Origin of the sequence: Streptomyces sp. NPDC020597 (assembly GCF_044335095.1) — a bacterium.
Classification (GTDB): Bacteria; Actinomycetota; Actinomycetes; order Streptomycetales; family Streptomycetaceae; genus Streptomyces.
The window spans coordinates 1-23,355 of record NZ_JBIRUL010000043.1 but is presented as its reverse complement, the minus strand read 5'-3'; the positions used below and the strand labels follow the sequence as shown (position 1 = coordinate 23,355).

Genomic DNA, 23,355 nt, shown 5'->3' with positions numbered 1-23,355 from the left:
CCAGATGCCCACGCTCGATCGTCACGACGACGTCTTCGTTCTCGACCTCGGAGACGGCGAGAACCGCTTCCACCCCGACTGGCTCGCCTCCGTCGCCACCGCACTGGACGAGGTCGAGAAAGAGAAAGGCCCGCGCGCTCTGGTGACCACCGCGACGGGAAAGTTCTACTCCAACGGCCTGGACCTGGACTGGCTGCTGGCCCACCTGGACGAGCACCCCGGCTACGTCGTCTCCGTCCAGGAGCTCTTCGCGCGCATGCTGTCCCTGCCGGTGATCACCGTCGCGGCTCTGCAGGGACACGCCTTCGCGGCCGGAGCGATGTTCTCCCTCGCGCACGACTTCCGCATCATGCGCGCAGACCGCGGGTACTGGTGCCTGCCCGAGGCGGACATCGACATCCCCTTCAGCCCAGGCATGTCCGCACTCATCCAGGCGCGGCTGGGCCCGCACACCGCGCACCGGGCCATGCTCACCGCGCACCGCTACGGCGGAGCCGACGCGGTGGCCGCCGGCATCGTCGACCAGGCGGTCGCCGAGAACGAGGTGCGTACGGCAGCCGTCGCACTGGCCCGGTCACAGGCGAGCAGGGCGGGGGCCACCCTCGGCACCATCAAGGCCCGCATGTACGCCCCGGCCCTGACGGCGTTGCGCGACACCACCCTCGCCCTCGGATGAAGCGCCGTACCCGCCGTCGCGGCGGCCGGTGCGGGCCGTTCGGCGAGGGAACGCGGGTCGGGGCACACCGGCGCGCGTCCCCGGTTGCCGCAGGGGCGGTCAGCCGCGAGGGGACCGCGGGGGGTCGCGACGGGCACAGGCCGCACCGCGCCGTCCCGCCCGCACGGCCCTGAGCCGGGCACGACGCTGCCTGTGCCGGCACGAGGCGGGCACAGGCAGCGCGGGGGAGGAGGGCGGGAGCCGGTCATCCCTCCGTGGCGGCGCCGTCGAAACCGTCGGCGCCGTCACGGGCGCCGGGGGAGCGCCGCAGGAGGAAGGCGACCGATGCCGCACCCAGGAGGGCTGCTCCTGCTCCGGTGACGAGAGCGAGGTGCAGACCGGAGGCGAAGGCGTCGCGGGCCTGGTTGACCAGGGCGGCGTCGCCTGTCCTGGCGCCGACGATGTTGGCTGCGGCGAGGGACGAGCGAGCTGCCTCAGCCACGTGGGCGGGGAGCCCCTCGGTGTCGAGGGTGTTGCGGTAGCCGGCGTTCAGCGCACTGCCGAGGACGGCGATTCCCAGGGCGCCGCCCAGTTCACGGGACAGGTCGTTCACCGCCGAGCCCACGTTCTGCAGGCGGGAGGGCAACGCGTCGGTGATGGCCGCGGTGGCGGGCGTCATGGCCAGGCCCATACCGGCGCCCAGGGGAATGAGCCCCGTCACGACGAGCCAGTAGGAGCTCGTCTTGTCGAGCTCGGCGAGCACGCTCAGACCGACGGCGACGGCGATCAGCCCTGCGATCCAGGGACGGCGAGCGCCGACACGTGCCGCCAGTTTCGGGGACAGCCGGGCGCTCGGGATCATGGCGGCGGGCATGGGCAGCACACTCAGGGCGGCGATCAGCGCACTGTCGCCTCGCACGAGCTGCAGGTACTGCATGACGACGAAGATGAACCCGAAGAACGCGAAGAACTGCAAGGTGATCGACAACGTCCCGGCGGCGAACGGCTTGTTGCGGAAGAGCCGGGGATCCAGCAGGGGGTGGGGGTGGCGCAGCTCCCAGACGACGAAACCGGCGAGCACGAGGAATCCCGTCGTGATGCCGATCAGGGTGCGGGTGCTTGCCCAGCCCTGCTCGGGCGCCTGGATGACCGAGTAGACCAGAATTGCCAGGCCGACGACCGTGAGCGTGGCGCCGACGGTGTCGATGCGCTGCTTGTTCGCTTCCGCCGACTCCGGCACGAAGAGGTATGTGCCGACGAACGCCACGACCGCCAGAACGACGTTCACCCAGAAGACGGATCGCCAGGACCATGCTTCGAGCACGGCACCGGAAGCCAGCAGGCCCAGTATGGCGCTCGCTCCCGCGACGGCCGCCCAGACGCTGACCGCGCTCGCCCTCTGTTCGCGGGGAAAGGTGCTGGTGATGGTCGAGAGCGTGGCGGGCATGACGAAAGCGGCCGCCACCCCCAGCAGAGCTCGCAGGGCGATGAGGACCCCGGGTTCCGAGGAGAACGCGGCCGCGACCGATCCGGCCGCGAACAGAGCGAGGCCGCCCAGCAGGGCCCGGCGCCGGCCGAACCGGTCGCCCAGCGTCGCCGCCAGCAGCAGAAGGGCGGCGAAGACCAGGCTGTAGGCGTCGATGATCCACGACAGCTGCGTCTGACTTGCGTGGGTCTCACGGGCGATGCCCGGCAGGGCCACGTTCAGCGACGCCATCGCCGAGACGACGGCGGCCAGAGCCAGGCATGTGACGGCCAGCACTGCGCCGTGACGCACCGCTTTGTGACCTTGTTCTGTGAGGCCTCGGTTCATGAGAGGCGTCCTTTCCCGCTGGACAGGTGCGCTGGTGCGATGGACGGATCCACGGCGGACGCAGCCGCCATGGAGGCACGGCGTAGCAGCAGCGCAGAGTTCATGACGCGCGAGCGCGCAGTGAGGGGGCCGGCGCCGACCGCTGCCGCCCCGGCACCGAACGGGCTGTACTACGGAAGACACCGAATGCCAACGTTCGTTGGCCAACCCCCGTTGACATTAACGCACCCAGGGGGATGGAAAGTCAACGAGCGATGGCCTACATTTGTTGGCATGACATCAGACGACACAGAAGCTCCCCCCGGCCCCCGGCGCTCCGACCGCACCCGGACGGCGATCCTCGACGCCGCCCGCCAGCGCTTTGCCGCTCAGGGCTTCGAGCGCACGACGATCCGGGCCGTCGCGGCCGACGCGGGCATCGACCCCTCCATGGTCATGCGCTACTACGGCAGCAAAGCCCAGCTCTTCGACGCCGCCCTCGACATCGACCTGTGCCTTCCCGACCTGTCCGCCACCCCGGCGGAGGAACGGGCCGAAGCCCTCGTGCGGCACTTCCTGCACCGCTGGGAGCACGAGGGCGCCGACGACGCGCTCCTGCTGCTTCTGCGCTCCGCCGTCACCAACGACCAGGCGGCACGCCGCATGCGGGAGATCTTCGCAGCCCAGGTCTCCCCGGCCCTCGGCTCCGCCACCAAAGACAACGTCGGGCTGGTCTCCGCCCAGCTGCTCGGCCTCGCCCTCACCCGCTATCTGCTGCGCATCCCAGCCGTAGTGGGCATGACGCCTGAAGAGATCGTCGCCGCCTACACGCCCGCCGTCCGGAGCATCCTCGAACCGCAGGCGTCCGCCCCCAGCGCATGACCGGCCGCCCGTTCGTGGCTGACACGCTTGTCCGTCTCCCGCACTTCGGCGGTGTTCTGGACGCCATCGGGTCCCGTCCGCGGCGTGCTGCACCGTGCGTATCCGGGCGGCGGGTCCGGCATCGGCCGCACGCTGGGGCCGCATTCCCCGTGTCGACAGCACGCAATCGAGTAGGGGCGGCGAGGACGGTGTACGGCCGCTTCACGCTGGAGCGGGTGCGGCCGCGAACAGGAAGCGTTCCTCCGGCGGCTTCGCGGACCCTTCCTGCGTGCGTAGCCGCGTGATGCGTCTGCACAGCGCGGGGCTGCTCGGCGGCCCGCTCCGGCTCCGGAGCGTCTTCGAGACGGCCCCAGATCAGCGGCGAGCTCCCTGACGCATCGCTGCCGGACGCGATCGGCACAGCGCGGCCGCGGCCGCCTCGGACCCGGCGCAACCACGCTGCAGGACCACGCGATCCACGTCCCAGATCGCCCGGCGCCTCGTACGTCCCAGATCAGGGCCGGCGCCTCCCGCGAGACGTACGGCTTGCCCCGGCCGCCCGGATGGGCAGAGATTACTCATCTCCGCTTCCCCCGCTCACGGTTGACTGACCCTGCCGGCCCGAGCAACCGCAGCGGTGCCAGAGGCGGGCAATTTTCACGGTGGGGGAGAGCGGCCGACCTGGAACGCCCTTCACGGAAGCCCGGACTCCGGCCGCTGCCGGTGAGGCGGGTCGCTGAGACGGCAGGGCGGCCGGTTCCCGTTGGCCGCGGCCGCGCGACGGGTGATCCCACCCCCGCGGCACTGCACGACATCCGGCTGTGCCGTCCGGCCACCCCGCCCCGCAGGCAGTGACCCACTCCGCCGCGGCAGAACAGCTTCACAGAAAGAAGAAGATCAGCACGATGAACAAGCTCATAGGCCCCCTGTGCGCAGTGTCGGCAGCCGTTGCTCTGGCGGTCGTGCCCACTGCGGCGCAGGCAGACGGAATCGAAGACGGCGCCCCCCTGGTGGCCGCCGAGAACGAGATCATCGACCAACTCGCGGCACTGGGCTGGCCGGGACAGGACCCGGAGAACTTCTACCCCGGCACCGGCGCCCACGCGGACTCCGCCACAGCCACGGTCGTCTGGGGCACGCCCGGGAATCCCAGCTCCTATCAGGTCGAGGCCAAGTGCGCGCAGTTCCTCACCGCCTCGATGAAACACGCCTACTCCTGGGCCACCGACGCGTGGTTCACCTCCGGTATCGGCTTCCGCAGCCCGACCTCGGAGCAGTACTACGACGCCTTCACCGACACGTCCGCCGGCGGCGCGCTCGATGACATGAGCGATCACGTCGACCGCCCCTCCGCACAGCGGGTCAGCGACCTGCATGCGGGTTCCGTCATCGCGGTGAAGTACCTGGACGGCTCGGACGGCGGCGCTACCGGGCACATGATGGTCGTGCAGTCCGTGGCGCCGTTCGAGCGCGACGGCAACAGCGCCACCCAGGAGTACGCGGTCAGGGTCTCCGACAGCACCTCCGCCCCGCACGGCGTCGCCTTCTCCTCCAAGACGTCGCCGCACTGGGCGTTCCGGGACACCCGGGTCGAGGGCTCTCCGGGACTTGCCACGAAGGAATGGAGCGGTGCCGGCCGGGGAACGATCTTCATCCAGGCCGACGCCCTCACCGGCAGGCCGACCGGTCACTGGTGGGGCCGCAACGAGGCCGCGTTCCACACCGTCGCCGACCGGCCCATGGTCTTCGTCGACATCACCCGCTGAACCCGACAGGGCGGCGGCAGCGGCGCTCATCGCCGCGGCCGCCGCCCCCGGCCGCCCCCGGCCGCGCCCGCTGGGCGCCGGCAAGGCGCGACCTGGGCTGTGTGAGCGCCTGCGCGCTGCACGAGAGTCCGGGCCCCCATGATATTCAATGGTGATGAATAAATCTCGTGGCCGTCCGCGTGGAGGCTCCGACGCCAAGGAGAGGATTCTGGCGGCGGCGAAGACGGCGTTCCTGCGGCACGGCTACCACGCGACGACGATGCGAGCCGTCGCCTCGGCAGCCGGCGTGGACCCGGCCCTGATCAGCTATCACTTCGGCTCCAAGCAAGGGCTGTTCGGCGGGGCGATGGCGCTCGGGATCAGCCCGGGCCAGGTGATGGCCCGCGTGCTCGAGGGCGATCCCGGGCAGATGCCCGAACAGATCGTCCGGGCCGTCCTGGCCGTCTGGGATGATCCGGAATTCGGCGGCCCGCTGACGCTGCTGGTCACCCAGGCCCAGCGGGACCCGGCGCTCATGCGCGCGTTCCGCGAGTACGTCGAGCGGGAACTGACCGCCCGGCTGGCGGAGCGCATCGGCGGAGCCGACGCCGCAGAACGAGCGGGGGCCGTGCTGACGACGACTCTCGGACTGATCTTCAGCCGTTACGTTCTCAGGCTGAACCCGATGGCCGCCATGGACTCCGAGCGGGTCGTCGGCCTCCTGGCTCCAGGACTTGGCGCACTTCTCCGTCCGGCCCGATCCGCCGGTGAATGAGGGGGCCGGGGCGGGGGCCGACGCGATCCGGGACTGAACGGATGTCTCCTGCGACGGTACTGGATGAGCCTTCTGATACAGCCGCTCATCTCGAGGGCGCGGCATCCGTGGGCGCCGCGCCCTCGACTTCCCCTGGGGGAAAGGTCGTTGGACTGAACGAGAGAGCTGTGCGCACTCCGCCAGTGGTCCAAGGCGCAGCGCACAAGCCGGGCGGGGGCCGAGGCGGACGGGGAACGCCGGCCCGCGGCGTCGACCGGCCCGCTCGCCGCCTTCGCCCGCTTCGTCCTGTGCGGCGGGGGTGTCCGGTCCCGCTTCCGGCGCCGCCGTGGCCCTGATGACGATGGCCGCACTGATGCCGTGGGCGATGGCGAACGCGCTGGTCACCGCGGCTCCACCTGCCTCTGTACCGACCTCCACGCACGTTTCACCTTCCAGGCCGGTGGGCGTGCCGGATGGCGCCGGTACGGGCAGTCCGCGGGTCTGCCTCGCCGCACGGCCGACGAGCGAGCGATCATCTGCGGGCGGCAGGCCTGCCGCCCGCACGGTCGGAGGGCTCCGCGGACATGCCTTGGCCGATTTCTCGCCCTGTTCGCCCTCGCCGCGTCCCTGCCGCCGCGGGTTCCTGAGGCGCGTGACGAGAGAAATGAGTGCCGTTTACTCATTTCGGGATCTCGTGGGTGATCCATATTCGTGCCCGTGGGCTATCTGCTCACTGGCAGGAGATCCGGGAGGAACTGATGAGTGCGCACGTGGAAAGTGAAAGCGGACGTAGGGCACACGATGGCACGGGCGCACTCGCTGCGGGGGTCACGTGGACGCTCCTGACCGGAGGGAGAAGCCGAGCGGGCCTCCTGCCGACGGGACTGGACTATGCGCGATGGGAGTGCACGTGGCGGCCACCCGACTGTCCCGGCACCACGTTCGCCCTGTCGGCCATGAACCGTATCCGTTGATCGGAAACAGCGGTGACCGGCCTGCTCGCCGGCCGCCGGCGGAGCCTGCCGCGGGGCCTGCGCGAGGTCGGTCCCGAGTCGTCCTCACCTGCCGGACGGTGCGCTCGCGCAGTGCGGCCGGGCCGGCGGCGGCCGGGGCAGTCGCCCCACGAACGCCGTTGCGCGGAGGCGACGTGCGGCGGCGACCCGCTCAACGGAGCGACTGTCGTGGGGTTCTGCCCACCGCTGTGCGGGAAGGCGCGTCCCTTCAGGCGGGGGCGACCCACGGATTCCGAGCGCTGCTCCGTTTCGCCGGCATGCGACGCCCCGTCAGGGTCCCTGGGTGAGGCCCAGCATGTCGCTCAGCTCGCTCAGGCACTGCTCGAAGAGCGGTTGCATGTCGGTGAGGACGAAGTCCATCTGGTGAAGGACTTCCAGACACAGCAGCCCGTAGAGCCGGCTCCAGCAGGTCACGTACACGTGCACCGCTTCGGGGGGCAGCCGTCGGTCGATCAGGCGGGAGTACGCGTGCAGTTGCTCGGGCAGGCCCTCGGGCAGCTCGTTCAGTTCCGGCACGGGGAACGGACGGGTGTTCCACACCTCGACGATCATGTCGATGAAGACGCTCTCGAAGCGCAGGCCGGCCTGGTGCCGGGCGGAATCGGGCTGGTGCTGGGTGCCGCTGACGGGGCTGGCGAAGATCCACTCGAACTCGGCGGGGTGGGATACCGCCCAGGCGCGCATCGCGCGGCACGCGCCCAGGAACCGGTCCGCGGGCGGGGCGCCCGTGCGCTCGTCCCGGTCGTGTTCCATGGCTTCGGCCAGCTCCTGGAAGAAGCCCGCGGTCACCGCGTCCACCAGTGCGTCCCGGCTGGCGTAGTAGTGGTAGAGCGAGGGCCCGCTCATGCCCATCTCGCGGGCGACGGCGTTGATCGTGACTGCGGCCGGCCCCTTGGTGACCAGCAGTGTCCGAGCGCTCTGGTGAATCTCCCGCACGGTGGCCTCGCGCACCCGGTCGCGTCGGCCCTCGCCCGTCGGTCGCCGGTCCATGAACACCTGCCTTCATCGCATCGATCTAGAGGGTCTAGAATTACCTAGAACCTCTAGAGAGGTTGGGAACCGGGCCGCAAGGGCGGACGAGCCATGCACAGACAAGACATTCCACGACAGATCGTTCGGGTGAGGAGGGAAAAGGAGACATATGTCCACGCATTCGTGACTGTGCCGGTCTGGCGCAACCCGCGCGCCGATCAGGGGCGCCCGCGCCGCGATCATCTCACCCCACCCTGCGACGCACCGGCCACCAGGCGTTCCGAGCGCATGATCGCAGCGCTGTTCACCGCAGCGGTGCTGGCAGGCGCCGGCTTCGTCGTCTCATACGCGACGATCCCGAACGATGCATCGATCCTCGTCATGCCCATGGGGAGCATCAGGGCGCTGAACTTCGCGCTGGGCTTGACGCTGAGCGTCGCCCTGAGCTGCCTCGGTGCGGGTTTCCGCCGCTGGGCGCGCATGCAGATCTCCCGTGCCGCTGCGATGCCCCCCTTCCCACAACGAACAGATGAAGGCTGCCTCGAAGCGCCCGGCGACTTCGAAGAGCCCGTCGTCCCTGTATTCCGGGAGCGCGCTTGAGCACCGAATCCACCACCGAACCACCCGCGCGCAGCAAGGCTCCGGCAGGCGAGCGCCTCGCCGACTGGGCCGACGGCCGGCTGGGGATCTACACCCTCGCCAAGGCCAACATGCGCAAGATCTTCCCCGACCACTGGTCGTTCATGCTGGGCGAGGTCTGCCTCTACAGCTTCCTGATCCTCATCCTGACCGGTGTCTATCTGACGTTGTTCTTCCACCCGTCGATGACCGAGGTCGCGTACCACGGCAGCTACGTCCCGCTGCAGGGACAGATGATGAGCGAGGCGTACAAGTCCACGCTCGACATCAGCTTCGACGTACGGGGCGGGCTGCTGATCCGCCAGCTGCACCACTGGTCGGCGCTGGTCTTCCTCGCCGGGATGATCGTGCACATGATGCGCGTCTTCTTCACCGGCGCGTTCCGCAAGCCGCGCGAGGTCAACTGGGTCTTCGGCGTCCTGCTGTTGTTCCTGGGCATGTTCACCGGGTTCACCGGCTACTCACTCCCTGACGATCTGCTCTCCGGCACCGGCCTGCACTTCATGGAGGGCGCGATCCTGTCGATCCCGATCGTCGGAACGTACCTCTCCTTCTTCCTCTTCGGCGGCGAATACCCCGGGCACGACCTCATCCCGCGGTTCTACTCCATCCACGTCCTGCTGCTGCCCGGGATCATGCTCGGCCTCGTGGTGGCGCACCTGATCCTGGTCTTCTACCACAAGCACACCCAGTTCGCCGGGCCCGGACGGTCCAACAAGAACGTGGTCGGCATGCCGCTGCTGCCGGTGTACGCGGCCAAGGCAGGCGGCTTCTTCTTCCTGGTCTTCGGCGTCCTCGCGGTCATCGCGGGCATCGCCCAGATCAACCCGATCTGGGCCTTCGGCCCCTACCGGGCCGACCAGGTCGCGGCAGGCTCCCAGCCCGACTGGTACATGGGCTTCGCCGAGGGGCTGCTGCGCATCATGCCGGGCTGGGAGATCAACTTCTGGGGCCACACGCTGGCCTTGGGAGTATTCATCCCGCTCGCCGGCTTCGCCGTGGTCCTGGCGCTCATCGGGGTCTACCCGTTCGTCGAGTCGTGGGTCACCGGCGACAAGCGCGAGCACCACATCCTGGACCGCCCGCGCAACGCGCCCACCCGTACGGCCTTCGGAGTCGCCTGGCTGACGGCGTACTTCGTGACGATGGTCGCAGGCGGCAACGACATCTGGGCCACCCAGTTCCATCTGTCGCTCAACGCGATCACGTGGTTCGTGCGGATCTTCTTCTTCGCCGGACCGGTCATCGCCTTCGTCGTCACCAAACGGATCTGCCTCGGCCTGCAGCGCCGGGACAAGGACACGGTGCTGCACGGCCGGGAGACCGGCACCATCAGGCGCCTGCCGCACGGTGAGTTCGTCGAGGTCCACGCCCCCCTCAGCCAGGAGCAGCTGCACACCCTCACCGCGCACGAGCAGTACGAGCCGGCCGCGCTGACGAGCCCGCAGGTCGACGACAACGGCGGCGAGCGTCCGGTCACGCGAGCACAGAAGCTGCGCGTGCGGCTCAGCAAGGCGTACTACGGTGCGGACGGCCAGATCAGCAAGCCGACCGCCGAGGAATACGAGGAGATCACCAGCAGCCGCGGCCACCACTGACCGCTTACGCATGACGGCCCACCCGCGGCCGGCCTGCGGCTGGGCACCGCCACCAGCCGCAGGCCTGCCAGGCAGTCAGCCGTCGCACGAGATGCCATGAAACAGGGGCAGCCGGCCGACGACAGGCCTGGTCAGCAGGCCCGCCGACCACCCGGCGGCCCCGGCCCGTGGTGTCCCGCCGGCCGGATCCTGCCCGAGCGGCGGCCCTGCGTCACGTCCGGGAAGGAAACCGGCAGGCCGGCGTCGCCGGATTCCCGCAGGCCGATACACGAACGGCATCGCCTCGAGGTGCTCGCCCGGCGACGAGGCGGCCGGCGATCCTATTCCCGCGCAAGCCGGAACTCGGCCATGAGCAGGCCGGGCGCCCGCTCGACGGTGCCGACACGGGTGAAGCCGAGACGCTCATAGAGAGCGATCGCCGGACGATTGTCCGCGCCCGTGCTGACCAGCGCCTGCCCGGTGGGGGCCAGCTCCGTCAACAGGTGATCGAGCAGTCTCAGAGCCAGACCGCGGCGAAACCATGCCGGATCGACGCATACCCGGTCGATATCGATGCCGCTTTCCCCCGCCAGGCGCTGCCAGGCGACGAAGGCGGCAAGGTGACCGTCACGCGTCGTCATCCCCAGCCAACGCAACGGCTGGGCCTGCATCTCTTCCAGGCTCTCCACAAGAGCGGGTATTCCGTCAAAACCGATCAGCGCGGCCTCGACCGCATACGACCGGCGGCCGGTCAGGTGCACAGCCGTCGCCGTCGCCACGTCCGTCAGATCCAGCTCGCCGACGAACACGGCCGGACCGCAGTCACTGCCCCCGCGCCGCTCGAGATGAGACGCAACTCTGCTGTAAGAACGCATGACATGCCTTGCCGTAGAGGTCTGAAGGTCACCCGACAAGCCTGCGTCGCGGCCGGCATGCAGCACCTGAGCAAGAGGTACCCATGGGCCCACGACTCGCCGCTGCGCAGCCGGCCATCCGTTGTCCGAGCGCCTCACCGAGAACCGGTCACGGAGATGAGGGCGACCAGGAGGAGGCCGAGGGTGTGTCCACGGCAAGGCGGCGCTTGCGGCCGTTCGCGCCGGACCCAACAACCGCTGATCTGCCAGGAGTCTGGCTGCACCATCCGGAGAACAGGACAGAAGGGACGGCAGGTCATCTGTCCGACAGCCGTTCGTACAGGTCCCCTGCGAAACGCGTTCGATAGACGCCGTGGACAAGAGCGTCCGGGCACTGATACCCCGGTGCTCTGAGGCCGAGACCTCTGGATCCCACTGAGCCACTTCTCCGCTGAGCGGTGACGGGCTCCCGTGACACGCCTGCGCGGCGTCTGCCAGAACCCGAAACCGACCACGACCTCACAGCCCGCACCTCAACTCTGGGCCGCACCACCCTGAGCGGTTACTGATTCCCGGTCAGGCACTGACTGCAGCCCGGTACCCCCCGGGCCGCTGACGACCCTGGCAACGCCGCACCGAAACGCGGGGGCAGCCGTCGCCCTTTGCGGACGAGCCCCCCGAGCCCCCTGAACGTCGGAGGGACGACGCGATCAACTGCCGCTCGCCGGCGTGCGTGGCGCGACAGCCCGCAGCGAGTACATGATCGGCAGGTAGGTGTCGCTGAAGGGGAACCGGTAGAGACCGTCCGCGCCTCGAGGCAGGATGTGGCGGCCGTCGGATTCCGTCTCCGTATGCTCCGCCAGCCGTTCCACCACCAGGCCCGCCGACGCGGCGGCAGTCACGATCTCACCGATCGAGTAGGGGAACTGCACCGTCTGCCGCGCCTCCGTCACGACGCTCGGATCTGCATAAGTACCGGTCAGAGCGACATACTGAGCCTCGCCGCCGCCGTAGGGCCAGTCGGCCACGAAAGGTTCGAAGCTGAGGACGGTCTGGAAGGCCGGATGAATGTCCACCAGGACCAGCCGGCCTCCCGGCCTGAGCGCCCGCGCCGCCCCCCGCATCCACGCGTCGACATCCGCGATCCAGGACAACACGCCGTACGTGGCGACGACGACGTCGAACCCGGCCGCAAGACTGTCGGGCAGGCGCTGCGTGTCCGCCACGACGAAGTCCGCGACCAGTCCCGCCTTTTCGGCGAGCTCCTGGGCACGGGTGATCGCTACAGGGGAGAAGTCGACTCCGGTGACCCTCGCGCCCAGGCGGGCCCAGCTCAAGGTGTCCATGCCGAAATGGCAGTGCAGGTGAAGCAGATCCTTGCCCGCTACGTCACCGGCCAGTTCACGCTCGATGCCGCGCAGCGTCTGCTGACCGCCGAGAAACGCCTCCACGTCGTAGGACTGATCGTTGGCCGTCGTACCGTGGGTCTCGGCCAGGGAATCCCACAACGCCCGGTTGGCGGCAAGCCCCTCAGCGTGCCCGTCCCTGCGCGCGCCGGCCTCCTCCACGCCGAAGCCGTCCTCTGCAGCCATCGTGAACCTCCTGTTCCCGGCCGCACTCGCGCGCGGCTCCACGTGCCGGGATTCTGCAGGACGCAGGAGCATCCCGCATGAGTAGGACATACTCGGCTGGAGCAGACGCTGCTCGCCCAAGCGCGCTCAGCGCCCGATGGGGACAGCCGGACCGACACGCGCCTCGCCCTCGACGACCGTCCTGGTGGCCCGCCTTGTTCCGGGTTTGAGTACCGCTTGCTCAGTCGCCCCAGCTCTGCACGACGTCTCCTGGAAGAGTCACACAGCAGCTCTCCGAGGCCGTGATCACCATGACTTGCACCGCACCTCCCACCGCCGCCAGGACGACAGAAGACTCCTTCACCCTCACCGCGACCACAGCACCCTCGCCGGCTCGGACCGCCGGCGCGCGGAGGTTGCCGCTGCAGTGCGGTCCGCCCGTGAGCAGTCCCGTACCGCGCGCGCAAGGATGAGCCCGGCCACGGCGGCCATGACCGAACAGGCGCGCGACGCCTTCGCCTCCGCAATGCACCTCGCCCCGGTGAGCTGAGTCGGCGCCGCACTTCTGGCCGACGTCGTCGTCATGTCTTCGCTCCGCCGTGCGGCCGAGGCCCGTACGGAAGCGAGCGACCACGGGGAAACCGGTGGGAAGGGTGCCGTGATCGTGCCGGTGTGGTAGCCGGCCGCCCCGGCCATCGCCGACCGCCCGTCCATCCGGAAAGCCGCACCACCCCGGAGATCCGCGCAACGAGCAACCAGGAGGACAGCGATGCACGAGCCCGTGAAGGCAGCAGCCCTCACCCTGGCCGTAGCCGGCGTGCTGCTCGCCGCTCCCCTCGCCTCGATCGTCGCGGCGAGGGCGGCAGTCCCGGTTCACCTGCACGACGGCACCGGCTGCCACTATGACAACGCGGACGAATTCCCTCCCCGCGCGGCCGGCCACCCGGACGGCGCCACGGAAACGGTCACCCGGGCAACGGCCGGGGAAGACACGGTCGTCATCCGCCCCGGCAACGCGACCGGCCTGCCCTACGGCTGCTGGTGGGATCCCGACGAGACCACTCTGCATACGGCCGGCGATCGTCCCATGATGTTCGTCGAGGTCACCCGGACCGAATGATCCCCCTGGCGCATGACGGCCGCGCAGAGGCTCCGACCGGCGCTGAGTACCGAGGGTTTGCGTCCACCCCCTGTGAGCGGCTCGCCAGATGACCGTCAATACCCGACAAGGATGACCGACCCATGACTCTCGTCACGCTCAACGACCTGCACACCGCCCGTCAACGCCTGGAGCCAGTGCTCTCCCGTACCTCGCTGCTCAGGGCTCCATGGGCCTCCTGCGGGCATCGGTCTCTCTTCCTGAAACCAGAAAACCTGCAGATCACCGGCTCGTTCAAAATACGTGGCGCATACAATCGACTGTCGCGGATGTCCAAGGCGCAGAAGGCCCGCGGCGTCATTGCACGATCGAGCGGGAACCACGGCAAAGCACTTGCCTACGCGGCCCGGCAGGACGGCGTGAAAGCAACGATCGTCATGCCCTCCACGGCCGCCAAGGTGAAGATCGACGGGGTCCTGGAGTACGGAGCCGATGTGCGCTTCGCTTCCCCCGAAGAATGCCCGGCCCTCACGGAGCAGTTGGCCGCGGAACACGGCTATGTGACCGTGCCGCCCTTCGACGACCCGGACATCATCGCGGGCCAGGGAACCGTCGGCCTCGACATATCCGACGAAGCGGTGGCTGCGGGACTCGACATCGCCACGGTGCTGGTGCCCGTCAGCGGAGGCGGACTGATCTCAGGTGTCGCCGCTGCACTGAAGCTCACACACCCCGGAATCCGGGTGGTGGGCGTCGAGCCGGAACTGGCGGCCGACGCCGGAGAAAGCCTGCGCGCCGGACGGCGCGTGACCTGGCCGACCGAACGTGTCAGCCGGACCATGGCCGACGGCCTGCGCATGACGACCGTGGGGGAGCACACCTTCGAGCACATGCGCGTTTTCGTCGACGACATCATCACCGTCACCGAAGAAGAGATCTGCTCGAGCGTGGCCCTACTGGCACGGCGCGCAGGCATGATCGTCGAACCGTCCGGGGCGGTCACCACCGCGGCGTACCTGTACCACGAGCGCGACCTCCCCGCCGCCGGGGGGCACGTCGCGGTGATCAGCGGAGGGAACGTCGATCCCGACCTGTTCGAACTGCTGCGCAAAGAAGCCCCCTTGCCCTTCCAGACCTGCCGCGGGTGAAGCAAGGCCGAGGACGAAGCAGAGCACATGGCCCACGCCGGCGGACGAGCCGTCGGAACCGCGCCCCCGCCGCGCGCGGCCCAGGATGAGCACCCAATACTCAAGCCCCCTCGCACCCTCGTGCACAGGATGAACGCACGAGGTAAACGTGCGCGCCTCGTAGCTCAACGCGAAAGCCTCCAGATATCACCAGGAGCAGGAGAAATGAGCAAAATGAGAAGGGCCGCCATCATAACGACGGCAGCCATCGCCGCCGTGGCTGTGCCCTCGCTGGCACATGCCGCCCCCGGGGACGGCCCGTCCGATGGACACCGCATGCCCACCGCGGCGAGCCGGCACATGGACCCGGGCGGCGGCGGAGGCAAACTCGCAGCCGATGCCTCCGCAGCCGACTCCTCGGGTCTCGGCCGAAACATGGACCCGGGCGGCGGCGGAGGGTGACCGAGCACTGCCGAGGGGCAACCGTCGGGAAGCGCCAGGGCGAGCGCGGCGTGGACGAGGACATGACCAGCCGACGTCGTTCCTCGTCCGTGAGGTCGGCTACGCACAGAACGACGCAGACCGCATAAGGCGTCCACGTCATCGCGGCGACCACCTTCGACGCGCCGACGACCGGCCCGCCGACTCATGGCATACGGGCGATGGGCATGCCGAGCTGGGATCAGGCGTCACCGCCGTTCTTCCCGGGCCGCCCTCGCCCGTATCCCGCCCGCACAAACCCAGCGACACGAGTCACTCCCGAAGCGCTCGTGATCAGGCCTGCCGATGCGCCAAGGGCCAATCGACGGCCGGGCGCGTCCCGGCCTGCTTGCATACAGCCATGACCACCGATTTCCCGACCGGCTACGACATATCCACCGCCCCGGCCCCTCCCGACCGTGCAGTCGTCCACCAGAGGCTTTCCGAGGACTCGTACCGGGCCCCGGACGGACCCGGGAGAAGCAGGACGCGGCCATGGCCAACTCGTTGCACTTCGGGGACTACGACAGTGCCACCGGTGTTCAGGCGGGCTACGCCCAGGTGGCCACGGACCAGGCCACGCTCGCGTGGCTGTGCGACGTCTACATCGCTCGCGGCAGCCGGGGGAAGCGCCCGGGGCACGCTCTGGTCGCCGCCGTCTACGAGCATCTCACGCCCTATGGGCTGCGACGCGTGCTGCTGGCCACCGCGGACGCGCACGCGATCTACACGAAGTCGGGCTTCGCAACCCTGCAGAAGCCCGAGAAATAGATGACGCTCAGCGCACAGTAAAGGCCGCAACCGGTGCGCCCGGCGGGCACCGCCCACAGCGCAGGCGGCCCGCCGGCATGGACAGGGCGCCCAAGAGGCAGCACTACCACCGATCAAGCGGGCAGTACGCCTGCCCGCCGCCGACACCGACTTCCGGCCCGGCAACCACCTGGTGTGCACCCGGCCGGCAAGCCGATCCTGTGGCCCCTTGCGAACCCCGAACCCGACGAGCGCGAGTTCTGCGCGCTGCCGCAGAACAGCGCCCGACAGCAGCACACCAGGCGAAACTCTGCTACCGGTGTAAAGGCGATGCTCGAGGCTCACGACGGCGAATCCCAGCCTCTCGATCACCATGCCGCGCATGCGGTCCGGTAACATTGTCCGACCGGTCGCCCCTTGAGGGAGCAGTTGCATGCAGGGCTGGGCAGACAGATGGCCGCTCATCGGGCGGCAGTCACTCATGGATTCCTTCGCCCGGGACCTCTCCGACGGACACACCCGCGGCTGGATGATCTGCGGGCCCGCAGGAGTAGGAAAGACCCGCCTGGCCGACGAGTTCCTGGAACTGGCCACCGCCCACAGCGGACACCGCACTGCCCGGGCCGTAGCCGGCAAGGCCGCCGCGAAGATACCCCTCAGCGCGATCGCCCACCTGCTGCCCCCCGACGCCGACCTCGCAGACCCGGTCAGCGGCTTCCGAGCCGTCGCCCGCACCATGGCCGCAGAGCCGGGCAAGCCCACCGTGGTCTTCGTCGACGACATGCACCACCTGGACAGCTCATCAGCCGTCCTGCTCAGTCAGCTCCTGGACTCCCAGGTCATCGTCCTGGTCGGCACCGCCCGCACCGGTGAACCAGTCAATGACGCTGTCGAGGCCCTGCTTCGACGAGGGGACCGCGTCCGCCGCATCGACTTGTCCCACATGGACCGCACCCAGGTCGAGGCACTCGTCCAGCGCGTCCTCGGCGGCCTCGTCGGGCGCCGCACCCTGCACGCGCTATACACCGCAAGCGGCGGAAACGTCCTTTTCCTGAAGGAACTCGTCCTGGGAGCTGTCGAAGCAGGCACCCTCAGCCGCAACGGCGAAGTCTGGGAAATCCCCGATCACTGGCTCGCCGTCACCCCTCACCTCAACGACCTGATCACCGCCAAGATCACGGCGGCACCGCCCGCAGCGCTCCCGCTCCTGCAGGCCCTTGCCCTATGCGGCCCCCTGTCCGTGACCGACGCCGCATCCCTCATCGACCGCACTCACCTGACCGAAGTCGAGAGCTCAGGCATCATCCGGGTCACCCCCCACGGACGAAGAATCACCGTCGCGCTGTCCCACCCCCTGTACAGCGAGGTCATAGCCGCAGGTATCTCAGCCCTACAGCGCTACGACCTCGGTCTGCATCTGGCCGAGCGTCTCGAGACCCACGGGCTCAGACGCCGCGACGACGCCCTGCAGGTCGCCTCCTGGCGACTGGCGGCCATCGGCACCGCCGACCCCGCCCTCCTCGCCCAAGCCGCCGCCATCGCGATGAACGCCAACGACAGCGAACAGGTCATCCAACTGCTCACCGCGATCAAACCGGACCAGCACACCCTACAGACCCGGATCCTGCTGGGCAGAGTGCTGACGTACACAGGACACCTGGAACGCGCCGAAGCGGTGCTCGCCGAAGCCGATGCCCACGCCCGTGACGATCAAGAGAAGATCACCGCAGTAACCGCCCGGAGCATGAACCTGTTCTGGTCCAGTCCGCGACTCGACCAAGCACTCTCCGTATGCGCCCAGGCCCGCACAGTGCTGCGAAGCCGGATGGTGAAGCAACAGCTGCACTACTTGGAAGGAGCCTTCCAGGCTGTCTCCGGACTGCCCGAGGTCGGGCTCCAACTACTCGACAGCCTCCCCGGAGCCCCACATCAGGAGAGCCCTGACATCTGGCTGCTGGCGGCGACCAGCAAATCCCTGGGCCTGGCCGCTGTCGGCCGCGTAGCACAGGCCAGGGCACTGGCCGAGCACGGGCACACCATGCACCAGGCAATCGGCGGAGGAACCCTTCTGCCCCATCCCGCGATCCAACTGGCCCCGCTCGTGCTGGCGCTCTCGGAGGCCGGTCTGATCAGTGAAGCCCGCGAAACCTGCCTGAGCGCTTTCGACACGCTTCACGATTCGCCCTCCCCCCTCGGCCGCCAGTGGCTCGCCTACTTCATCGCGCGAACGGAGTGGCTGGCCGGGCACCCCTCCAGTGCCCGCCGCTGGTACGCGGAAGCCGCCGCCATCGCGCGAACGCACCAGCACACCAGGACCACCAGGCTCTACGTATCAGGACTGATCGCCTGCGCGGCACTGGCCGGCGACATCGACACCGCCGAGTCCCTGCTCCCGCAACTCGAACAACACGCACCCAGCGGCTTCATGGCCGGCGAGGAGACCCTCGGCACCGCCTGGCTGCACGCCGCCCAGGGCAAGCTCAGCCGCGCCCGCGACGTCCTGCGCACCGCGGCCGACGACGCTCGTCGCACCGGCCACCTCCTGTCCGAGGTCCTTCTACTCACCGACATCGCACGCCTCGGCGACGCCTTGAGCGTCCAGCACCGCCTCACCGAACTCGCGACCCAGTGCGACGGAGCCCTCACCCACACCCGCGCACGGTTTGCCACCGCCCTCGCCGACAACGACCCAGGCCGCCTCACGGAATGCTCACACGCTTTCCAGCAGATGGGCTCGCCCATCCTCGCCGCCGAAGCATCAGCCGCATCAGCCGGCGCCTGGACCCACCAGGGCGACCCCCGCAAAGCCACCGCCGACGCCACTCGGGCCGCAGCCCTCGCGACCCAGTGCGAAGACGCCCGGACCCCGCTCCTGTCCACGCTCGGCGCCCCATCCGTCCGCCTGACCAAACGCGAACAAGAGATCGCCCTGATGGCAGCCGCCGGGAATTCCAGCAAAACGATTTCCCAACACCTCACGCTTTCCGTCCGCACCGTCGACAACCACCTCCAGCACATCTACCTCAAACTCGGCGTACGCACCCGGGCCGACCTCGCGAAAGCCCTAGAATACGAAGCGAACCGCCAGTAGAACTCACCCGGATTTGACCCGAATATTCCGCCACTCAAACCGGGAACGTCTTGTTCCTCAGGCGGAACGGCGGCCTCACGCCGGACCCGCGACTGCTGTAGAACGACGGCCGAGAATGCACCGCAAGTCCGTCCAGCAGTGGGGCTACGCCTGATGCCGCGACCGCCACCCAGCTGCTCCCCGATCTGCGACGAGTCAACACTTGGCGCTGTGCTCACCCATGCCGTTGATGCGTACCTTCCGTACGGGACAGGGCGAGACCCTGCCGAGCGGCTGACAGAGCGGGGTGCTCGCAGGTGACGTGCGGGGCGAGGACGGCGATGGCCCGGGTGTAGTGCAGAGCGGCTTGGCCGAGTCCGCCGCGTTGGCGGTGGGCGGTGGCGAGATTGACCAGTGTGGTGGCCAGGTCGGGGTGGGAGTCGCCCAAGAGGCGTGCTTTGAGGGCGAGGACTCGGGTGTAACCGTCGATGGCGGCGGTGTGATTGCCTCGCCGGTGCTCGAGGGCGGCGAGGTTGTGCGTGATGACGGCAATCTCGTAGTGCTCGGCGCCGTGGACGCGCTGCACGACGGCGAGGGCAGCGCGCAACTGGGCTTCCGCATCGCAGGGGCGGCCACAACCGTCCAAAAGCGCGGCCCAGGCAGCCCGGTCGGCCGCGACGAGCAGATGGTCGGCACCATACAGACGGGTGCGGATGCTCACCGAACGGGCGGCCCACGGCTCGCCCTCGTGGTGGGCGCCGCGGGCGTGGGCCAGGCCGCCCAGGTTGTGGCACAAGGTCGCGACAGTGTCGTGGTCACTGCCGTAGGTGTTCTCGCAGATGGCCAGAGCCCGCAGATAGAGGGCATGCGACCGGTCGAAATGGCCGGTGTACTTACCCAGTACGCCCCACTCGTTGCACACCGCGGCCACATCCGGGCAGTCGACGCCGTAGATGCGTTCGGCGGCGTGGAGAGTCAAGGCCAGCAGGACCCCGGCTCGTCGGTAGTCCCCGCGCTCCCGCCAGAAGCGGGCCAGCGTGACCTGGGCGTCCAAACGCCCTGCGGGATCGCGACTGCGGGCGACGGCGGCCCGCAGGGCGGCTTCGGCAGGCTCGGATTCCCTGGGTGGAGTCATGACGCTGATTCCTTCGGCACGGGATGCGGCGACACGGCGACCGGAACCCGCAGGAGCGGTGCCGGCAAGAAGCGGCCTCTGCGATACCAGAGGTGACCTGCGGTCAGCGCCAGAGCGCCGGCGCAGAGAGGGAAGAGAGCACCGAGAGCGCCGGCGGCGAGCAAGACGCTGGTGGCGGCAGCCCCGATGGCGAAGCCGCCGGTCCAGGCGAGCATGTGGGCGCCGTTATAGCGGCCGAGCAACGCAGACGGAGCGATGTCGTTGACCAGAGTGGGCGGCACCGGGCTGAACAGGGTTCCGCCCACGGCGAGCACCGCCGCCGCGACGGCGAGGGCTGCCGGTGAGGGGCGGGAAACGGAGATGACGGTCCAGGCGAGGGCCATGCACATGAGTGCGGCGGCCAGGACGCCGGCCCGGCTCCGTCCGGGCAGCCGACGCTGGACGGGAATCTGCAGAATCGCGCTGGTGACCATGAACGCGGCGAACATCCAGCCCAGCTCGGCCTGCGTACCGGCGTCGGTGGCAAGGGTGGGAAGCCCGATCTGCAGCTGGGCGAATCCGGTGGCGACGGTGAAGGCCACCAAAAGGCATATCCGCCGCAGAACCGGATCCGCCGCCACTGCGGCATACGTGCCGCCCTGACCCGCGCTCCCGGCGGAGGCCGATTCCTTCTCCAGCTCCATCGCACGCTGGGGCGAGGAGGCGACCCGTACGGCGACGAGCAGGGCGAATCCGGCGAAGGAGAAGCCGTCCAGGACATACAGCAGCTTCAGCCCGCTGCCGGCGCCCAGCACGACGAGCGTGAGCGAGGCCGCTGCGGCACCAAGAGCGCCCCCGAGGTTGACGGCAGTGTTGCGCCAGGCGAACGCCGCCTGGCGCAGAGGGCCGGGTGCCGCCTGGGCCAGCATTGCGTCCAGTGCTGGGGCCAGTACGGTATAGCCGGCGGTGTGGGCGAGCACCGCCGCGGCGCCCGGCAGCGGACTGGTGGCGGCCGCCATCCCCACCGAGCACACCGCGGTCACCACCAGGGCTGTGACCACGACCGCCTTCGCCCCGATCCGGTCGCACAAGGCGCCCCCGAGGGTGGCACCGGCCAGCGCCATGACGGCCCGTACGACGAGCAGCAGGCTGACGACTCCCATCGGGGTGTGGCATGCGTCGTGCAGGTAGACCAGGAGAAACGGGACGGTGGTACCCGACCCGACGCTGGACAGCAGTTCCCCGCCCACCACGACCCGCGCCGTCGAGGGAAGACGGGGTGTTCTTTCGGCGCGGGACGAGGACCGGACTCGGAGGCGGGCACGATCACGGATCGCTTCGGACATCGGCACTGCGGGGCCTCCTATAGCCCCGCGTGCCGTCGCTGGCTGCCGCTGTCCTCAGGATCAGTGGGCTAGTGTCGGGGGCGGGCCTTGTCGAACAGAGAAATAAGCGCTCGCGAGAAAGTCCTCGACAGTGGCGAAGCGGCGTTCCAGGACCGCGCCCCGCAGGGCGTCGCGGCGGCCCTGCCGCCGGGCGACGTGCGCCAGGATGTTCTCGCTCCACAATTGGGCCGTCTGCAGGCTGGGCCACTGCAGACGTAGCATCCGGCGGGAATCGCCGGCAGCTCACCAGCCGCTCACGCAGTACCCGAGGGCACCGAGCTGACGGTGCGACACGGTCAAGGAGGCAGCTTTCGACGGAGGCACCCCATCGATCCAGCCGGGCCCAGCGTCCGCACGGGGCGAGCAGGGCGAAGACGCGCAGCGGTTCCGGTGCCGCTCTTCAACAGGAACCGCACGTTGTGCCCCAGCGTCACCACTGCGCGACACCTGCCATGGCGCCCGGTCGATCCGCCGTTCGACCAGTGGAAAACGCAAGGGACGCCCCGGCCTGATCCGCGAGCTGTGAACACCGGCCGAGGACGCCCCACACGCACGCAGGGCACCATCAGCAGACGATCACGACCCGGTGGAACGTGTCGTCAGGTCGCCTGAGGCGAAGCCCAGCTCGATGCTCTCGGCCGCATCAGCGTCAAGGCCGACGGGCACGATGATCTCGTTGTGGTTGTAGCTGCCCGTCTTGCTGGCCCAGACGATTCCGGCCTCGGCAATGTCCTTCATGGCATCTCCTGTTCTCGTTTCCTGGGTCCCCGCGCGTGCGCGGCGATGTGGATGCATGAAACGTATGAGGGTGCCCCGCGTCCTTGACTGAGTAATCGGTACTTCATTGCCCTTGACGTTGTGAGGTCGCACCGTTGTTGCGGTGACCGCACGCGGTTGACCTGCGGTGCCGCAGATAGATTGCGACGGTTCTGGACCCTGCTCGGACCGTTTGACCTGATGTCCTGCAGGTTGAGCGAGACTGCCGCAGTTGCAGTGAGAACGCCTGTTGCGGGGTGCTGGGGCGCGGAAGGTGATCATGGGCGCAGCTCGGGGAATGCCTCCTCCCGGGCGTCCGGCCATCCTCTGCCTGAGGGCGTCGACCTTCTCTTCGGACATGCGGAGATCTTGCCAGGAACTCACCGGCGTCGAGGTTCAGTTCGCGGACCCCGACCCGGCGAACCAATGCGGTTAGAGCACTAGTACTGCAACGGTGCTTGTTCTGAGTGCTGGGCAGTTTTCAAGGGCTGTGTCCACGGCGCTTGTAGTGACTGAGCCGTGCTTGATATTGCCGTCTCCGGCGCCATGTCGACCAGTGGAGGATGTGGTCGACCGGGGTGAGACGGCGGTCGGTGAGCCGGGTGATCAGGCGTCTGATTTCGGCGAGGCTGAGGTGGATGAGCTGGGAGGATCCGTTTCTGCTTTGTCCGCGTTCAGTTCTCGGGCTCGCAGGACGGTCAGGCAGGCGTGGGCGGCCATGGCCAGGGTCATGTGGCGGTGCCAGCCGGGGTAGCGGCGGACCTGGTAGTCGTCCAGGCCGCACTCCTGCTTCGCGGTCTGGAAGCACTCCTCAACAGCCCAGCGGCTGCCTGCGATGCGGATCAGCTCGTCCAGTGTGGTGTCGGCCGGGCAGTAGGCGATGTAGTAGGAGATTTCGTCGGGTCTGCTGACGCTGCGGCGGGCGAGAACCCAGTGCCGGCGGTCCTCGCGGTGCCAGGGCCTGACCTCGACGCGGGCCCAGTCGTAGATGCGCCGGCCGTGAGCTCCTTCACCGCAGGAACGGCGTTTCCATTTCTGCCGTGGCAGGCCGGGGAACAGGTCATGGACGGGGTGGTCGATGGACCAGCGGGTGACGACGGTGTCGTGCCGGGTGGTGGCCATGACGTGGAAGACATCAGCC

The 23,355-nt window shown here is 69.0% G+C and carries 16 protein-coding genes and 2 pseudogenes; 10 read left to right on the top strand and 8 right to left on the bottom strand.

The features are described 5' to 3' along the window. Window positions 1–4 precede the first annotated feature (4 nt). Window positions 5–676, top strand: coding sequence for an enoyl-CoA hydratase-related protein (locus tag ACH4ZA_RS37590; RefSeq protein WP_398433553.1), 672 nt, complete (start codon window positions 5–7; stop codon window positions 674–676). Window positions 677–920: 244 nt separating this feature from the next. On the opposite strand, the gene ACH4ZA_RS37585 is transcribed toward ACH4ZA_RS37590, so the two are convergent. Continuing rightward, complete coding sequence (locus ACH4ZA_RS37585) at window positions 921–2,432, bottom strand: MFS transporter (protein ID WP_398433552.1); 1,512 nt, start codon at window positions 2,430–2,432, stop codon at window positions 921–923. Window positions 2,433–2,741: 309 nt separating this feature from the next. Between ACH4ZA_RS37585 and ACH4ZA_RS37580 the strand changes: the two genes are divergently transcribed. The 3 genes from ACH4ZA_RS37580 to ACH4ZA_RS37570 all read left to right on the top strand — a co-directional run bounded on the left by ACH4ZA_RS37580 (window position 2,742) and on the right by ACH4ZA_RS37570 (window position 5,828). After that, entirely contained in the window at window positions 2,742–3,329 is a 588-nt protein-coding gene (locus tag ACH4ZA_RS37580) for a TetR/AcrR family transcriptional regulator (protein ID WP_398433551.1), read from the top strand. A gap of 884 nt (window positions 3,330–4,213) precedes the next feature. Beyond that, on the top strand, window positions 4,214–5,074 hold the full coding sequence (locus ACH4ZA_RS37575; RefSeq protein ID WP_398433550.1) for a hypothetical protein: 861 nt from the start codon (window positions 4,214–4,216) through the stop codon (window positions 5,072–5,074). Window positions 5,075–5,228: 154 nt separating this feature from the next. After that, on the top strand, window positions 5,229–5,828 hold the full coding sequence (locus ACH4ZA_RS37570) for a TetR family transcriptional regulator (RefSeq protein ID WP_398433549.1): 600 nt from the start codon (window positions 5,229–5,231) through the stop codon (window positions 5,826–5,828). Between the two features lie 1,262 nt (window positions 5,829–7,090). Here the strand turns inward: ACH4ZA_RS37570 and ACH4ZA_RS37565 are convergent. After that, window positions 7,091–7,810, bottom strand: a complete 720-nt coding sequence (locus tag ACH4ZA_RS37565) for a TetR/AcrR family transcriptional regulator (protein WP_398433548.1) — start codon at window positions 7,808–7,810, stop codon at window positions 7,091–7,093. Between the two features lie 270 nt (window positions 7,811–8,080). Between ACH4ZA_RS37565 and ACH4ZA_RS37560 the strand changes: the two genes are divergently transcribed. Both ACH4ZA_RS37560 and ACH4ZA_RS37555 read left to right on the top strand, forming a co-directional pair. Further along, window positions 8,081–8,392, top strand: a complete 312-nt coding sequence (locus ACH4ZA_RS37560) for a hypothetical protein (protein WP_398433547.1) — start codon at window positions 8,081–8,083, stop codon at window positions 8,390–8,392. Next, a complete protein-coding gene (locus ACH4ZA_RS37555; protein ID WP_398433546.1) occupies window positions 8,389–10,029 on the top strand; it encodes a cytochrome bc complex cytochrome b subunit in 1,641 nt (546 codons plus the stop codon). The genes ACH4ZA_RS37560 and ACH4ZA_RS37555 overlap by 4 nt, the downstream gene beginning before the upstream one ends. A 320-nt stretch (window positions 10,030–10,349) precedes the next feature. Here ACH4ZA_RS37555 and ACH4ZA_RS37550 read toward each other — a convergent pair whose 3' ends face one another. Continuing rightward, a complete protein-coding gene (locus ACH4ZA_RS37550) occupies window positions 10,350–10,817 on the bottom strand; it encodes a GNAT family N-acetyltransferase (RefSeq protein ID WP_398433545.1) in 468 nt (155 codons plus the stop codon). A 755-nt stretch (window positions 10,818–11,572) separates the two neighbouring features. Beyond that, the gene (locus ACH4ZA_RS37545) at window positions 11,573–12,454 is read right to left on the bottom strand and encodes a class I SAM-dependent methyltransferase (RefSeq protein ID WP_398433544.1); all 882 of its coding nucleotides are present in this window, start codon (window positions 12,452–12,454) and stop codon (window positions 11,573–11,575) included. Window positions 12,455–13,202: 748 nt separating this feature from the next. Here ACH4ZA_RS37545 and ACH4ZA_RS37540 point away from each other — a divergent pair. The 4 genes and pseudogenes from ACH4ZA_RS37540 to ACH4ZA_RS37525 all read left to right on the top strand — a co-directional run bounded on the left by ACH4ZA_RS37540 (window position 13,203) and on the right by ACH4ZA_RS37525 (window position 18,980). Further along, a complete protein-coding gene (locus ACH4ZA_RS37540) occupies window positions 13,203–13,553 on the top strand; it encodes a hypothetical protein (protein WP_398433543.1) in 351 nt (116 codons plus the stop codon). Between the two features lie 122 nt (window positions 13,554–13,675). After that, on the top strand, window positions 13,676–14,680 hold the full coding sequence (locus tag ACH4ZA_RS37535) for a threonine/serine dehydratase (protein WP_398433542.1): 1,005 nt from the start codon (window positions 13,676–13,678) through the stop codon (window positions 14,678–14,680). An 820-nt stretch (window positions 14,681–15,500) separates the two neighbouring features. Continuing rightward, a pseudogene (locus tag ACH4ZA_RS37530) lies at window positions 15,501–15,910 on the top strand (GNAT family N-acetyltransferase). A gap of 412 nt (window positions 15,911–16,322) precedes the next feature. Next, window positions 16,323–18,980, top strand: coding sequence for a LuxR C-terminal-related transcriptional regulator (locus ACH4ZA_RS37525; RefSeq protein WP_398433541.1), 2,658 nt, complete (start codon window positions 16,323–16,325; stop codon window positions 18,978–18,980). 214 nt (window positions 18,981–19,194) lie between these two features. Here ACH4ZA_RS37525 and ACH4ZA_RS37520 read toward each other — a convergent pair whose 3' ends face one another. The 4 genes and pseudogenes from ACH4ZA_RS37520 to ACH4ZA_RS37505 form a co-directional block, all read right to left on the bottom strand. Continuing rightward, a complete protein-coding gene (locus ACH4ZA_RS37520) occupies window positions 19,195–20,094 on the bottom strand; it encodes a tetratricopeptide repeat protein (protein WP_398433540.1) in 900 nt (299 codons plus the stop codon). Next, window positions 20,091–21,326 (bottom strand): MFS transporter, encoded by a 1,236-nt coding sequence (locus ACH4ZA_RS37515; RefSeq protein ID WP_398433539.1) that lies wholly within the window; start codon window positions 21,324–21,326, stop codon window positions 20,091–20,093. The genes ACH4ZA_RS37520 and ACH4ZA_RS37515 overlap by 4 nt, the downstream gene beginning before the upstream one ends. A gap of 708 nt (window positions 21,327–22,034) precedes the next feature. Then, window positions 22,035–22,196, bottom strand: a complete 162-nt coding sequence (locus ACH4ZA_RS37510; RefSeq protein ID WP_398433538.1) for a hypothetical protein — start codon at window positions 22,194–22,196, stop codon at window positions 22,035–22,037. 624 nt (window positions 22,197–22,820) lie between these two features. Next, window positions 22,821–23,355: pseudogene (locus tag ACH4ZA_RS37505) on the bottom strand (IS701 family transposase); the annotation flags it as partial.

Coding starts and splice junctions, on each gene's coding strand:
- ACH4ZA_RS37520 (WP_398433540.1), bottom strand. CDS start 20,094: ATGACTCCACCCAGGGAATCCGAGCCTGCCGAAGCCGCCCTGCGGGCC.
- ACH4ZA_RS37565 (WP_398433548.1), bottom strand. CDS start 7,810: ATGGACCGGCGACCGACGGGCGAGGGCCGACGCGACCGGGTGCGCGAG.
- ACH4ZA_RS37570 (WP_398433549.1), top strand. CDS start 5,229: ATGAATAAATCTCGTGGCCGTCCGCGTGGAGGCTCCGACGCCAAGGAG.
- ACH4ZA_RS37590 (WP_398433553.1), top strand. CDS start 5: ATGCCCACGCTCGATCGTCACGACGACGTCTTCGTTCTCGACCTCGGA.
- ACH4ZA_RS37580 (WP_398433551.1), top strand. CDS start 2,742: ATGACATCAGACGACACAGAAGCTCCCCCCGGCCCCCGGCGCTCCGAC.
- ACH4ZA_RS37535 (WP_398433542.1), top strand. CDS start 13,676: ATGACTCTCGTCACGCTCAACGACCTGCACACCGCCCGTCAACGCCTG.
- ACH4ZA_RS37545 (WP_398433544.1), bottom strand. CDS start 12,454: ATGGCTGCAGAGGACGGCTTCGGCGTGGAGGAGGCCGGCGCGCGCAGG.
- ACH4ZA_RS37540 (WP_398433543.1), top strand. CDS start 13,203: ATGCACGAGCCCGTGAAGGCAGCAGCCCTCACCCTGGCCGTAGCCGGC.
- ACH4ZA_RS37510 (WP_398433538.1), bottom strand. CDS start 22,196: ATGAAGGACATTGCCGAGGCCGGAATCGTCTGGGCCAGCAAGACGGGC.
- ACH4ZA_RS37525 (WP_398433541.1), top strand. CDS start 16,323: ATGCAGGGCTGGGCAGACAGATGGCCGCTCATCGGGCGGCAGTCACTC.
- ACH4ZA_RS37560 (WP_398433547.1), top strand. CDS start 8,081: ATGATCGCAGCGCTGTTCACCGCAGCGGTGCTGGCAGGCGCCGGCTTC.
- ACH4ZA_RS37575 (WP_398433550.1), top strand. CDS start 4,214: ATGAACAAGCTCATAGGCCCCCTGTGCGCAGTGTCGGCAGCCGTTGCT.